17 protein-coding genes are annotated in these 12,839 nt (G+C 55.5%); 14 read left to right on the forward strand and 3 right to left on the reverse strand.

The window, feature by feature from the left end:
* Positions 1-7: 7 nt before the first annotated feature.
* The 4 genes from C5750_RS15575 to C5750_RS15590 are packed head-to-tail and all read left to right on the forward strand — an operon-like array spanning position 8 to position 2,617.
* A complete protein-coding gene (locus tag C5750_RS15575) occupies positions 8-427 on the forward strand; it encodes a ribulose bisphosphate carboxylase small subunit (RefSeq protein WP_105734825.1) in 420 nt (139 codons plus the stop codon).
* Positions 420-1,358 carry a CbbX protein gene (cbbX, locus tag C5750_RS15580; protein WP_105734826.1) on the forward strand — a complete coding sequence of 313 codons (939 nt, stop codon included), beginning with the start codon at positions 420-422 and terminating at the stop codon, positions 1,356-1,358. Before C5750_RS15575 ends, cbbX begins: the two co-directional genes overlap by 8 nt.
* Positions 1,355-2,044, forward strand: a complete 690-nt coding sequence (gene rpe / locus C5750_RS15585) for a ribulose-phosphate 3-epimerase (RefSeq protein ID WP_105734827.1) — start codon at positions 1,355-1,357, stop codon at positions 2,042-2,044. Before cbbX ends, rpe begins: the two co-directional genes overlap by 4 nt.
* A 15-nt stretch (positions 2,045-2,059) precedes the next feature.
* Entirely contained in the window at positions 2,060-2,617 is a 558-nt protein-coding gene (locus C5750_RS15590; protein WP_105734828.1) for a thioredoxin family protein, read from the forward strand.
* A gap of 39 nt (positions 2,618-2,656) precedes the next feature.
* Here C5750_RS15590 and C5750_RS15595 read toward each other — a convergent pair whose 3' ends face one another.
* Both C5750_RS15595 and C5750_RS15600 read right to left on the reverse strand, forming a co-directional pair.
* The gene (locus C5750_RS15595; RefSeq protein WP_105734829.1) at positions 2,657-3,046 is read right to left on the reverse strand and encodes a c-type cytochrome; all 390 of its coding nucleotides are present in this window, start codon (positions 3,044-3,046) and stop codon (positions 2,657-2,659) included.
* A 29-nt stretch (positions 3,047-3,075) separates the two neighbouring features.
* Positions 3,076-3,291, reverse strand: a complete 216-nt coding sequence (locus C5750_RS15600) for a hypothetical protein (RefSeq protein WP_105734830.1) — start codon at positions 3,289-3,291, stop codon at positions 3,076-3,078.
* 113 nt (positions 3,292-3,404) lie between these two features.
* Between C5750_RS15600 and C5750_RS15605 the strand changes: the two genes are divergently transcribed.
* The 6 genes from C5750_RS15605 (at position 3,405) to C5750_RS15630 (ending at position 8,068) form a co-directional block, all read left to right on the forward strand.
* A complete protein-coding gene (locus tag C5750_RS15605; RefSeq protein ID WP_105734831.1) occupies positions 3,405-3,614 on the forward strand; it encodes a hypothetical protein in 210 nt (69 codons plus the stop codon).
* A 66-nt stretch (positions 3,615-3,680) separates the two neighbouring features.
* Positions 3,681-4,634: an ABC transporter substrate-binding protein gene (locus C5750_RS15610; RefSeq protein ID WP_105734832.1), complete on the forward strand. Its 954-nt coding sequence runs from the start codon at positions 3,681-3,683 to the stop codon at positions 4,632-4,634.
* 81 nt (positions 4,635-4,715) lie between these two features.
* Complete coding sequence (locus C5750_RS15615; protein ID WP_162800166.1) at positions 4,716-5,447, forward strand: ABC transporter permease; 732 nt, start codon at positions 4,716-4,718, stop codon at positions 5,445-5,447.
* The gene (locus tag C5750_RS15620) at positions 5,410-6,165 is read left to right on the forward strand and encodes an ABC transporter ATP-binding protein (protein ID WP_105734834.1); all 756 of its coding nucleotides are present in this window, start codon (positions 5,410-5,412) and stop codon (positions 6,163-6,165) included. The genes C5750_RS15615 and C5750_RS15620 overlap by 38 nt, the downstream gene beginning before the upstream one ends.
* On the forward strand, positions 6,162-7,121 hold the full coding sequence (locus C5750_RS15625) for a quinoprotein relay system zinc metallohydrolase 2 (RefSeq protein WP_105734835.1): 960 nt from the start codon (positions 6,162-6,164) through the stop codon (positions 7,119-7,121). Before C5750_RS15620 ends, C5750_RS15625 begins: the two co-directional genes overlap by 4 nt.
* Positions 7,122-7,216: 95 nt before the next feature.
* Entirely contained in the window at positions 7,217-8,068 is an 852-nt protein-coding gene (locus C5750_RS15630) for a quinoprotein dehydrogenase-associated SoxYZ-like carrier (protein ID WP_245421128.1), read from the forward strand.
* Between the two features lie 17 nt (positions 8,069-8,085).
* Here the strand turns inward: C5750_RS15630 and C5750_RS15635 are convergent, their stop codons facing one another.
* Positions 8,086-8,436 (reverse strand): hypothetical protein, encoded by a 351-nt coding sequence (locus C5750_RS15635; protein WP_105735030.1) that lies wholly within the window; start codon positions 8,434-8,436, stop codon positions 8,086-8,088.
* A gap of 473 nt (positions 8,437-8,909) precedes the next feature.
* Here C5750_RS15635 and xoxF5 point away from each other — a divergent pair, with 473 nt between their 5' ends.
* The 4 genes from xoxF5 to C5750_RS15655 all read left to right on the forward strand — a co-directional run bounded on the left by xoxF5 (position 8,910) and on the right by C5750_RS15655 (position 12,807).
* Positions 8,910-10,715 carry a lanthanide-dependent methanol dehydrogenase XoxF5 gene (xoxF5, locus tag C5750_RS15640; protein WP_105734836.1) on the forward strand — a complete coding sequence of 602 codons (1,806 nt, stop codon included), beginning with the start codon at positions 8,910-8,912 and terminating at the stop codon, positions 10,713-10,715.
* 146 nt (positions 10,716-10,861) lie between these two features.
* Positions 10,862-11,386 carry a c-type cytochrome, methanol metabolism-related gene (locus C5750_RS15645; protein ID WP_105734837.1) on the forward strand — a complete coding sequence of 175 codons (525 nt, stop codon included), beginning with the start codon at positions 10,862-10,864 and terminating at the stop codon, positions 11,384-11,386.
* 1 nt (position 11,387) lies between these two features.
* Positions 11,388-12,248 carry a substrate-binding domain-containing protein gene (locus C5750_RS15650; RefSeq protein WP_105734838.1) on the forward strand — a complete coding sequence of 287 codons (861 nt, stop codon included), beginning with the start codon at positions 11,388-11,390 and terminating at the stop codon, positions 12,246-12,248.
* Complete coding sequence (locus C5750_RS15655; protein WP_342588467.1) at positions 12,226-12,807, forward strand: PQQ-dependent catabolism-associated CXXCW motif protein; 582 nt, start codon at positions 12,226-12,228, stop codon at positions 12,805-12,807. Before C5750_RS15650 ends, C5750_RS15655 begins: the two co-directional genes overlap by 23 nt.
* Positions 12,808-12,839: the final 32 nt, after the last annotated feature.

A 12,839-nucleotide genomic window follows, 5' to 3' on the forward strand; every position in this document is an offset into this window, starting at 1 on the left:
AAACGACATGCGTATTACCCAAGGAGCATTCTCGTTCCTGCCCGACCTGACAGACGAGCAGATCGCCCGGCAAACGCAGTATTGCATCGACAATGGCTGGGCTGTCAGTCTTGAATTCACCGATGATCCGCATCCGCGCAATACCTATTGGGAGATGTGGGGGCATCCGATGTTCGACAATCCGGATGCCGCGGCCTTGATCATGGAATTGAAGGAATGCCGCAAGGTCTACGGCGATGGCTATATTCGCTTCGTTGCGTTCGACAATTCGCATGGCTGGGAGTCGGTGAAATTGTCCTTCCTCGTCAATCGACCGCGGGAAGAGCCCGGCTTCCATCTTGCGCGTCAGGAAGGCGAAGGCCGTGTCGTCCGGTACACGACGAGATCCTACGCAACGGACAAGCCGGCGGGGCAACGTTATGGCTGACATCGGGATCGAAGAGCTCGCGCGTGCCAGCGAGGACATTCCAGCTGCAATTGATCTGCGCGCTGAATATGTTGAATCCGGTGTGAAAGACGTGCTCGATGAACTCGACCGTGATTTGATCGGCCTGAAGCCGGTTAAGCTGCGGATCAAGGAGACTGCCGCTCTGCTGCTGGTGGAACGGGCGCGCCGGCGGATGGGGCTTGCCCATGAGACGCCGACGCTGCACATGAGTTTCAGTGGTAATCCGGGCACAGGCAAGACCACGGTGGCGCTGCGTATGGCCGATCTTCTGCACCGGCTTGGCTATATCCGCAAAGGTCACCTCGTTTCGGTGACGCGTGACGATCTGGTCGGGCAGTATATCGGCCACACCGCGCCGAAGACCAAGGAGATATTGAAAAAAGCCTTGGGCGGCGTGCTGTTCATCGATGAAGCCTATTATCTGCACCGGCAGGAGAACGAGCGTGATTATGGTCAGGAAGCCATTGAGATACTGCTTCAGGTGATGGAAAATCAGCGCGAAGATCTTGTGGTTATCCTGGCCGGTTATACGGATCGCATGGACAAGTTCTTCGAAAGCAATCCGGGTTTTCGCTCGCGTATTGCTCATCATATCGATTTTCCGGATTACAGCTCCGACGAATTGCTTCGCATTGCAGAGACAATGTTGGCGAAGCAGAATTATGGCTTCGATGCGGAAGGCCGTGCAATCATGGCTGACTATATTGAGCGGCGCCGGCAACAACCGCATTTTGCCAATGCCCGTTCCATCCGTAACGCACTCGATCGGGCACGTCTGCGGCAGGCCAATCGCTTGTTTGAGACATCAAAGGGGTTGCTGGACGCAGACGCCTTGTCGACAATTACTGCAGCCGATATCGGCAATAGCCGTGTCTTTTCAATGCCGCCTGCGGAGGGGCAAATGCCATGAACCGCAAGACGCTCATCGCGCCGTCCGTTCTGTCCGCGGATTTTTCCAGGCTGGGTGAAGAGGTGGAGGATATCATCGAGGCTGGAGCAGATTGGGTGCACCTTGATGTGATGGATGGGCATTTCGTTCCCAACATCACCTTCGGTCCTCAAGTCATAAAGTCGATCCGCGGCCGGACCGCAGCGGTGTTCGATTGCCATCTCATGATCGCACCGGCAGATGCCTATCTCGCGGCCTTTGCCGACGCCGGGTGCGACTTCATCACCGTTCATGCGGAAGCGGGGCCGCATCTGGACCGCTCGCTGCAGACCATTCGCAATCTCGGCAGGAAAGCAGGTGTGTCCCTCAACCCGTCTACGCCTGAAACGGCAATAGAATATGTGCTGGACCGCCTCGACCTCGTATTGTTGATGACGGTCAATCCGGGGTTCGGCGGACAGGCATTCATCCCGTCGGTTATCGAAAAGACACGGCGCTTGAAAGCTCTTATCGGCGATCGTCCGATCCATATCGAAATCGATGGCGGTGTCACGCCGGAGACCGCCCCTCTGGTGGCGGCTGCCGGCGCCGATGTTCTTGTTGCCGGATCGGCGATTTTCAAGGGAGGCAGCAAGGCTGCTTACGCCGCCAATATCGCCGCCATCCGCCATGCTGCCGATGACGCCAGGCACCAGAAGGCAGCCTGAGAGGAGGAAACATCAATGGCGGCAGTCCCACCCCTTTGTGATTTCGGCTGGCGAGCTGTCGATGCAAGCTTGATCGGGACCGGCGGCCAACGGCACTCTCTCCTGGCTCAGGCTGGACGGCATGGACTTGTCGTCGCGTTCATCTGCAATCACTGTCCCTATGTGAAGGCCGTCATCGGGCGTATCGTGCGTGACGCGCATGATCTTGCAGCACTGGATGTTGGCTTTGTTGCCATCAATGCCAATGATGCTGCAGCTTACCCCGCCGATTCCTATGAAAACATGCAGCGGTTTTCCCGGGAGAATGCGTTTCCCTTTCCCTATTTGCACGATGCGGACCAGGCGGTTGCGCGTGCCTATGGTGCTGTCTGCACGCCGGATTTCTTCGGGTTCAACGCAAGGGGTGAATTGCAATACCGGGGGCGGCTCGACGGCTCGCGCAAACAGGAAGCGATCGCAGACCTGCGCCGGGATTTGTTCGAGGCAATGCGCCAGATTGCGCAATCGGGCACCGGACCACGCGAACAGATTGCCTCAGTTGGCTGCTCCATCAAATGGCGCGATTCGCCCTGACAGAGTGATGCCGCCGGCGATCCGACCGGCGGCAATCCGTTACTTCGAGTATTGTTTGAGATAGGCCTCGAGGTTGGTAATTTCCGTCTCATCTTTCAGGCCGGGAAAGGCCATCTTGGTGCCTGGAACCTTGGCCTTCGGATCATGCAAATAGTCACGCAAGCTGGCAATGTCCCACACCAGCCCGCCCGCACCGGCTGCCTTCATCGCAGGAGAATAGCCGAATCCCGGATGTGTACCGGCTGTTCGCCCAAACAGTCCGAACAGAGATGGCCCGACCTTGTTCTTGTCGGTGTCTGCCACGTGGCAGGCCATACATTTCTTGAAAACTGTTGCACCTGCAGTTGCATCACCCGCATCTTGAGCGCGGGCACCGGCAACTGACAGAACTACAACTGACATACCAATCAGTAGTACAGGGTATCGCATGGCATTTCCTCATTTTCGCCAAGGGTGCCCTAGACGAAGACTGGCACCAATTTCCATGCATTGGCACCACCATTTTGCTTGATCTTTTTGTTGTAGAACGACTGATCATAGCGTTCCAAAACGTTACCCGCGACATTGCATAAGTCAATCGCCGGGTTGCGGAAATAACGCCGCAGCATCACGATTGCGTTTTCCGCGGAACGCATGATTGACGGCAGCAGGCGGTAACCGTAACTTGGATGCAACGATATTTCTCATCGGGCACCTTGAGGAATCCGTCGAATGGCTTCTGATCCAGTCAATCCACCTTGTGTATTCGAGGCATTGGCGGGGAGGGGTAGCGGATTGAAGGTGCTGAATGGACGTTATCGATCTTATCCTGACAGTCTGTCTTATATCCAACCCGTCAAGCTGCCGGGAGGAACGCCTGCACTTTGAGAACAAGGGCAATCTTCTCAATTGTATGTTCCTCGCTCCCGCTGAAATTGCAAAGTGGGCTGGAGAACATCCAAAACTGCGTGTTGCGCGCTGGAAGTGCGCCTATCCAACCAACGAGTTGACTTTATGAGCGGATAATCCGGCAGCGATCTGTCAGGGAGGTTTTGTGACGGGCAAATATCAATATCGATTTTTCTTGGCGTTGCTGTTCACATTGTCGATTGTGTGCAGCGGCACGGCGAGTGGTCTGGCATCGGAAACGGTTCGTGTCGGTGTTCTCAAATTCGGCACGGTGAATTGGGAACTCGACACGATCAAGCACAACAAGCTTGATGAGAAATATGGTGTGCATGTCGATGTCCGGTTCTTTGCCGGCGAGGAGGCGACCAATGTCGCGATGTTGGCTGGGGATGTTGATATAATCGTCAGCGATTGGCTTTGGGTATCGCGTCAACGCGCCTCGGGCGAAGACCTGGCTTTCGTGCCCTATTCCAGTTCTGTCGGCGCACTCATGGTGCGAGATGGCTCGCCGATCAAAAGTCTCACGGATCTCAAAGGCAAGAAAATCGGCATTGCCGGCGGACCTCTCGACAAGAGCTGGCTGCTCATTCAGGGGCTTGCCAAACGTCAGTCGCTCGATCTGGCGGCGCAAAACGACATTGTCTTCGGCGCTCCGCCATTGCTTGCGGAGAAAGCGCAACAGAATGAGCTCGATGCCGTTCTGAATTTCTGGAATTTTTGTGCGCGGCTGGAGGCCAACGGCTTTCGCAGGGTGATCAGCACGAGCGATGCCGCCAAGGCGCTCGGCGCCACGGGTGCCGCATCAGCTCTTGGCTACATATTTCACGACAAATGGGCAAACGCCCATCCCGTGACCATTGCGGGATTCATCAAGGCCAGCCGAGACGCCAAGGCGCTTCTTGCCAGCTCCGATGCGGAATGGCAGCGGCTCGCGCCGGTGGTGAAGGCCGAAGGGCGCGAACTCGATATACTGCGGGATCGCTATCGCGAAGGCATTCCCTCCCGATCCGTCGACGCCGAACAGGCCGACGCAGAAAAGCTCTATGCGCTTCTCGCGGAACTGGGTGGCCCCCGGCTGGTCGGTCCGGCGGTCACGCTGGCTCCCGGCACGTTCTGGAGGGCCCAATAGATGTCTGTGGTCTCTACCGAACGGCGAGGAGCACGTGAGGTAGCGCCGTTACCGGGGTCACGGCGCTGGACCTCATCCGTCATGGTTTTGCTGTCTTTTGCAGTCCTCATGATCCTCTGGCATATCGGGGCTACGTTTTGGCCGAGCCGATCCTTTCCGGCGCCGCTGCTCGTTCTGCAAAAGTTCACAAGCGAAACCGCGAGCGGCGACTTACCCTATCATTTGGCAATCACGCTATGGCGTGTGGCAGCCTCGTTCTTCCTTGCTATGATCATCGGATCCGTGATCGGCGTTTTCTTGGGCACCCACCGGCGAGCCGACCAGTTCTTCAATCCCTGGCTCATTCTCTTCCTGAACATCCCGGCGCTCGTCATCATCGTCCTGGCCTATATCTGGTTTGGCCTGAACGAAGCGACAGCGATTGGTGCGGTTGCCCTGAACAAGATCCCCAATGTGATCGTGACAATGCGCGAGGGGACCCGGGCGCTCGACGGGCGTTATGCGGAGATGGCGCGGGTTTACCGGTTCAGCGCAATCGACCGTTTGCGGCATATCCTGTTACCGCAGCTGCAACCCTACATCGCTGCAACGTCACGTTCCGGCGTTTCGCTGATCTGGAAGATTGTGCTTGTTGTCGAACTCATGGGCCGGTCGAACGGCATCGGCTTCCAGATCAACCTGTTTTTTCAACTCTTCGATGTTGCTGCAATTCTCGCCTACACTCTGGCGTTCATTGCCGTGATGCTTTTCATCGAACTTGTATTGGTACAGCCCCTTGAACACACATCAACGCGTTGGCGTCGCCCGGCTTAAGGTCGATATCCAGGAAAAATCGTTTCGTTCATCCAATGGCGAAGCGATCGATGTTCTGCGCGATCTGCATTTCGAAGTGGAGCAGAACGAATTTGCCTGCATTCTTGGTCCTTCCGGATGCGGCAAGACGACAACACTCCGCATATTGCTCGGGCTTGAAGGGAGTTATGACGGCTCCGTCGAGTTGCCGGGGCTGGCCGAACCGCGTGTCGGGGCCGTGTTTCAAGAACCGATCTTGTTGCCGTGGTGTTCAGTCGAGCAAAACGTGCGCCTTGCATTGCCGAAACGGTCGAGGGGGGCGAATCTCGATGCCCTGTTCCGCATCTTGGGGCTGGCCGCAATGCGGACGTTCTATCCCGGTGAGTTGTCTCTCGGCCTTGCGCGGCGCGCGGCAATCGCGCGGGCATTGGCAATCGAACCAGACATTCTTCTGCTGGATGAACCCTTTGTCTCACTGGATGAAGCAACGGCGGATCAGTTGCGTCACCTGCTCCTGTCGGTCTGGTCCGAACGTCCGACGACGGCGCTCATGGTGACCCACAATGTGCAGGAGGCAATCATGCTATCGGACCGGATCATCGTTTTCTCGGATCGTCCTGCCCATGTCGTCGGAACTTTCGACATCAGGGTGCCGCGACACAGCCGCAATGCACAGGTCAGGGCGGATCTCTTGCGTTCGTTCCACGCAAAATTCTCGGACGGAGGTGCCGGTCCATGAGCGGCACGACCCGACGCGGTGTTCTTAAAACAGCTCTGGTCTTTGCCTGTTGCGGCATGTCGCATGCGCGTCTGGCGCTGGCTCAGTCACGGCCAGGTGATCCGTTGCCGGTGAAACAGATTGCCGACGGGGTGTTTGCCTTTGCAGGCATCCCTGCGATGATGAACGATCAGAATGATGGCGAGATCTGCAATGTCGGTTTCATCATCGGTGACGAGGCGGTCGCTGTCATCGACAGTGGCGGCAGCGTGGTTGAAGGCAAGGCCTTGATCGGGGCCATTCGCGCCAGAACCGACAGGCCGATCCGCTATCTGATCAACACCCATATGCACCCGGACCACATCTTCGGCAATGCTGCGTTCGATTCTACCGGCGCAATCATCGTCGGTCACCGCAACTTGCCGCGCGCTTTGGAAAGCCGCGGGGCTTATTATCTGCAGAGTTACAGGGACGCGATGGGCGGTGATCTGATGGCAGACATCAGGATCGTTCCGCCGACCAAGCTCATAAGCGATGAGGAAGAGCTCGATCTTGGCAACCGTAAACTCACCTTGAAGGCATGGAAGCCAGCGCATACGGACAATGATCTTTCCGTTTTTGACCACAAAACCGATACTTTTTTTACCGGCGATCTCTGCTTTATCGGCCATCTGCCAACGATGGACGGATCGCTGCTTGGATGGATTGCGCAACTGGATATTCTGAACGGGATCAAGGCGAAATCTGCTGTTCCCGGGCATGGACCCATACCATCCCCATGGCCGCAGGCACTGGAAGCGGAGCGTCGTTACTTCGATGTGCTTGCGAGCGATATGCGCAAAGCCATTGCCGATGGTGTGCCGATGTCGGATGCCGTCAAGTCAGCGGCGCAACGCGAACGCGCGAACTGGAAGCTTTTTGACGAATACAATCAGCGCAACGCAACTGCTGCTTTCGCTGAACTTGAGTGGGAATGATTGGGCGCTCTTGGCATTTGCCAGACCGCTCGGATGGGTGATATAGATAACAGAGCCGGGCACCGCCAAATTATCCTTGGTGGAGGCAGAACACGATGCTTGCGATATTACAGCCGCGCAACCGGATGGTTGCCATTGCGCTTCTTGTGTTGGTTGGTGCGGTTATTTCATTTCCCGTATGGGCTCAAAATGCTGGGCCTCCCGAAAGCGCGACCTGGAACGGTTTGAAGGGCGATGTCTTTGGACAGAAGACCATTGAGCCGGCAAACGGCATTGTGAGCATTGATGCGCCGAAACGCGCCGAAGATGCTGCGATTGTGCCGGTTGATCTGCATTTCAAAACCGATGCCGGGACTGGCCGCGTCAAGACCGTGACCTTGATCGTGGATGAAAATCCATCGCCGGTTGCTGCTGTGTTCAAGTTCGGTCCCGATGCCGGGGTGACCCATCTGGCAACGCGATTGCGTGTGAATGCCTATTCCTATGTAAGAGCCATCGCGGAAACCGAGGACGGCAAACTTCATATGACGGAGACCTTCGTCAAGGCATCGGGAGGATGCTCGGCACCGGCCATGAAGAACACCGATGAAGCACTCGCCAATCTGGGCAAAATGAAACTGCGCGTGTTCTCGTCGAAAACATCCGGCATGGAGCCAATGACCCGTGCGACGGAAATGCAGCTGATGATCCGCCATCCTAACAATTCCGGGCTGCAGATGGACCAGATAACCCGATACTACATCCCCGCGCACTTCATTCAGGGTTTGACGGTGTCACAGGGCAATCGGCTGATCATGTCGATGGAAGGCGGAATTTCGATTTCGGAAGATCCGAACTTCCGCTTCGAATTTGATGCGAAGCCGGGAGAGGATATCAAGGTTGAAGCGGCCGACACGGAAGGCAAGCAATTCAAGGATGAGTGGCCGCTTGAATCATCAAGTTTGTGATGAAGGGAACTGAGGATTTAGAAGCAGCGTATGTCGGCTTCGGCCTGGGCGCGTTTCAGTTCGGTGATGGAAGCTTTCGCCGGAGCGCTTTCGCGAAAGAGCGCGCCGTTTTCGCCGGGAACCATTCCCATTGATTTGTATGTTTCAGCGGCAACATAGTGATCATAGGAGATGACAGAGGCAATGACATCGATCGAACAGGAACAGCGTTGCAGCGAATCCCGGTTTTCTCCGTTGGCCTTCATGCAGCCGTAAACGTACTCGGCAAGGGCTGGCGTGGGGTAATCCGCGGCCGATTTTGCCGGCGAAGAATATGCAATTGCTGCGGTTGCTAACAGGCATAATTGCAGGGCTTTTGATATTGCCATCGGACCGTTGCCTTCGCGCTGGTGAGGTGCCGCATTTTTCAAATGGATAACAAATAGTAATATTGATTGGCAAGAATTGTCCAGTATTAAAGTATCAAATCATGATGATCCTATAGATTGTAGAATAAAATGGGGAATCGCGATATATGCTGCGCTGCAAGATATGTATATTGCAACGCAGAAAATATAAATTGATAAACATGCTTGCCTAATGCAAATCTTTCTCCTATCGTCACCTTGTTTCCGGCTTCAAGGACGTTACCGTCAAGGGAGTGGTGACAGTCTTCGTAGGCCAAGCGGGGTGGGCAGTAACGGTGCCCTCTGCGCGCCTGGCTTAGGTCGTGACACGCTGCCGGAAATACTTCCCCATTTGCGTGAGCTAATGGAGCGGACCGCTGTGATAAACGGCTCCGCCCGATGGTTCATAAATGTGAACTTAGGGAGGACTCATAATGCGTGTACACAAGAATTTAATGCGAGCGTTGGCCACCTTTACTCTGTCGTTTTCATTGGCGGGAGGAGCTTTAGCCAATGACGATCTGCAAGCCTTGATTTCCAATTCGAAGGACTGGGCGATCCAGACCGGCGATTATGCCAACACCCGATATTCAAAACTCAATAAGATCAACAAGGACAACGTCAAGAACCTTCAGGTCGCCTGGACGTTTTCGACAGGCGTGCTGCGTGGTCACGAAGGTGGCCCGCTCATCATAGGGGATGTCATGTATGTCCATGCGCCCTATCCGAATACAGTCTATGCGCTTGACCTGAACAATGACGGCAAGATCCTGTGGAAATATGAACCCAAACAGGACCCTAATGTTATTCCAATCATGTGCTGCGATACCGTTAATCGCGGCGTAGCTTATGGCGATGGCAAGATTTTCCTGTACCAGGCCGATACAACCCTCGTGGCTCTCGATGCAAAAACCGGCAAGCCCGAATGGTCTGTGAAGAATGGTGAAGCTGCCGATGGCAGTAAAGGCGAATCCGGCACATCGGCTCCGATGGTCGTTAAGGACAAAGTCATCGTCGGTATTTCCGGTGGTGAGTTCGGCGTTCGCGGTGCTTTGACTGCCTATAACATCAAAGACGGCAAGCAGGCCTGGCGGGCATGGTCAATTGGTTCGGACAAGGACACATTGATTGATCCGGAAAAGACGACCCAACTCGGTAAGCCGGTTGGCGCAGATTCCAGCACCAAGACATGGGAAGGCGACCAGTGGAAGATCGGTGGCGGAACAACATGGGGTTGGTATTCGTATGATCCCAAATTGAACCTCATCTATTATGGCACGGGTAACCCATCCACATGGAATCCCAGCCAGCGTCCTGGTGACAACAAATGGTCCATGACAATCATGGCCCGTGATGCCGACACTGGTATGGCGAAATGGCTGTATCAGATGACCCCGCATGACGAGTGGGATTATGACGGCGTCAATGAGATGATCCTTGCAGATGGTATCAAAATTGACGGCAAGGATCGCAATGTGCTGGTGCATTTTGATCGCAACGGCTTTGCCTACACTCTGGACCGTGCAACCGGTGAACTCCTGGTCGCCAAGAAATACGATCCGGCTGTGAACTGGGCAACAGAAGTTGTGATGGACAAGAACAGCAAGGACTACGGCCGTCCTGTCGTCGTTGACAAATATTCGACGGCAAAACAGGGTGAAGACGTCAACACGACCGGTATTTGCCCTGCTGCACTTGGTACCAAGGATCAGCAGCCTGCCAGCTATTCACCGAAGACGAAACTCTTCTACGTCCCGACAAACCATGTCTGCATGGATTACGAGCCCTACAAGGTCAGCTATACCGCCGGTCAGCCATATATCGGTGCAACGCTTTCCATGTATCCTGCTCCGAACAGCCATGGCGGTATGGGCAACTTCATTGCCTGGGATGCGGCAAAGGGTGAAATCGTCTGGTCCAAACCCGAGCAGTTCTCGGTCTGGTCCGGTGCGCTTGCAACCGATGGCGACGTGGTGTTCTACGGTACGCTTGAAGGTTACCTGAAGGCAGTCGATAAGAACGGCAAGGAACTGTACAAGTTCAAGACTCCTTCCGGCATTATCGGCAATGTCACCACCTACGAACACAAGGGCAAGCAATATATTGCCGTTCTGTCCGGTGTTGGCGGCTGGGCAGGCATTGGCCTTGCTGCCGGTCTGACAAAGGGTACGGATGGTCTGGGTGCGGTCGGCGGTTATGCCGGTCTCTCCGACTATACGGCTTTGGGCGGTCAGCTGACCGTTTTCGCCGTCCCCGAATAAACCGGGGCGAGCAGACACTTGAACAGGGCGCCCGGTTTCAATCAGGCCGGGCCCCTCGTGTCACCTGACCGATACCTGATGATCAATCATAACCGTTGAGCTGGCGCCAACAGGTGTTGCCCGACGCGCGAATGCGAGGTTACCGAATGCCGATTCGAACAATCCTTCTGGCCGTCACTGCCACTCTTGCTCTCCTGATAGGGCAGGGCAGCAGCCGTGCCGATGACAAGGCCGCAGCAGCGGTTGCTTCCGACGACAATGGCAAATACGCCGACAAGGACGGAAATCCGACATTCAAGATACAACCGGATGGAACTGTTGATTGGCATACCTATAGTGGTTACCGGCGGTTCAATTCGGAATGCAATGTCTGCCATGGAGCAGACGGTGCGGGGTCGTCCTTCGCGCCGGTTCTCGCCGAATCGCTCAAGACAATGTCCTACGCCGATTTCCTGTCGACAGTGGCGGGAGGCCGGAAGAATCTGTCGAACGGCAACGACAAGGTGATGCCGGCCTTCGGCGACAACAAGAACGTTTATTGCTACATGGACGATCTCTATGTCTATCTGCGGGCACGTGCCGTCGGGGATCTTCCGCGTGGGCGTCCTGCAAAGCATGAAGACAAGTCAGCGGCCGCCAAACAGGCGGAAGATTCATGCATGGGTGGATGAGATGATGCAGCGCGCGAACTTCCGCCAATACCGGATCGCAGCCTTCATTGCGGCGATGCTCGCTATGCCGTCGGCTGCCCTGGCGCAGAGCGCCGGCTTGGGAGCTGCCGGTGAGCTTGTTGATCCGGATATACTGCGCGTGTGCGCAGACCCGTCGAATATGCCGTTTTCCGACCAAAGCGGCAAAGGATTTGAAAACAAGCTGGCGGAATTGGTTGCAGCCAAAACCGGACGGAAGTCGGTGGCCTACACCTGGTATCCCATGGCGACCGGCTTCGTTCGCAATACACTGCGGTCCAACCATTGCGATATCATCATGGGATATGCCCAAGGCGATGATCTGGTGCAGAATACCAATGCCTATTATCGCTCCACCTATGTCATGGTCTACAGGAAGGGAGCCGGTCTCGACGATGTGGTGTCGATCGAGGACAAGACGTTGGCAGGCAAGAAGATCGGTGTGGTCGCGGGAACGCCGCCGGCTGCCAATCTTGCCAAGGCCGGGTACATGCGCAGCGTTGTTCCCTATCCTTTGATGGTGGACACACGCCTCGCACCGTCCATGGCTGACGTCATGATCAAGGACCTTATGAAGGGCACGATAGATGTGGCAATCCTTTGGGGACCGATGGCGGGCTATTATGCGCATGAGATCAATCCGGATCTGGCGGTTGTGTCGCTGGCAAAGGAAAAGTCCGGACATATGGCTTACCGGATCACCATGGGTGTGCGTCCGTCCGATCAGGAATGGAAGCGGACATTGAACAAGGTCATCAAGGAGAACCAGCCGGAGATCAATCGGATTCTGGGCGAATACCATGTGCCGCTGATAGACGAAAATGACAAGCCGATCACCCAATGACCTGTGGAGCGCCGCAGCGCCGATCTGTTTTGTCGCTGCAGTCCTTTTGATGAACACGGGTGTCAATCTGGCCGGTGCGGAAGGAAATGCGCCTGAACCTGTGGGATACCGGACAGAGATGTACCGGGCTCCAGTTCCGGCCACGCTGAAGGGAGCAAGAGTGGTAACGACGGATGAGGCCATCGCTCTGTGGAAAGACAAGGAAACCGTTTTTGTCGACGTGCTCCCGCATGATCCCAAACCGGCAAATCTTCCGGCCGGAACCATATGGCGAGACAAGACGCGGGAGGACATTCCCGGGAGCATCTGGCTCGCAAACACGGGATACGGAATTTTGAACACGGAGACGGAAGCCTATTTTCGCAAGGGACTGGAATCGCGTCTCGGGCGTGAGAAAAATCGAAGGGTATTGTTCTATTGTATGGAGAATTGCTGGATGTCGTGGAATGCCGCCAAAAGAGCAGTCGAATGGGGATATCGTTCCGTATTCTGGTACCCGCTCGGCACGGACGGCTGGATCGCGGCAGAGCAAGCCACACAAAAAAATGAACCCTACTAATTTAGATCCTGCGCCATGATGGCGTATGGTGG

This window comes from Phyllobacterium myrsinacearum (genome assembly GCF_002980555.1).
GTDB classification, from domain to species: Bacteria; Pseudomonadota; Alphaproteobacteria; order Rhizobiales; family Rhizobiaceae; genus Phyllobacterium; species Phyllobacterium myrsinacearum.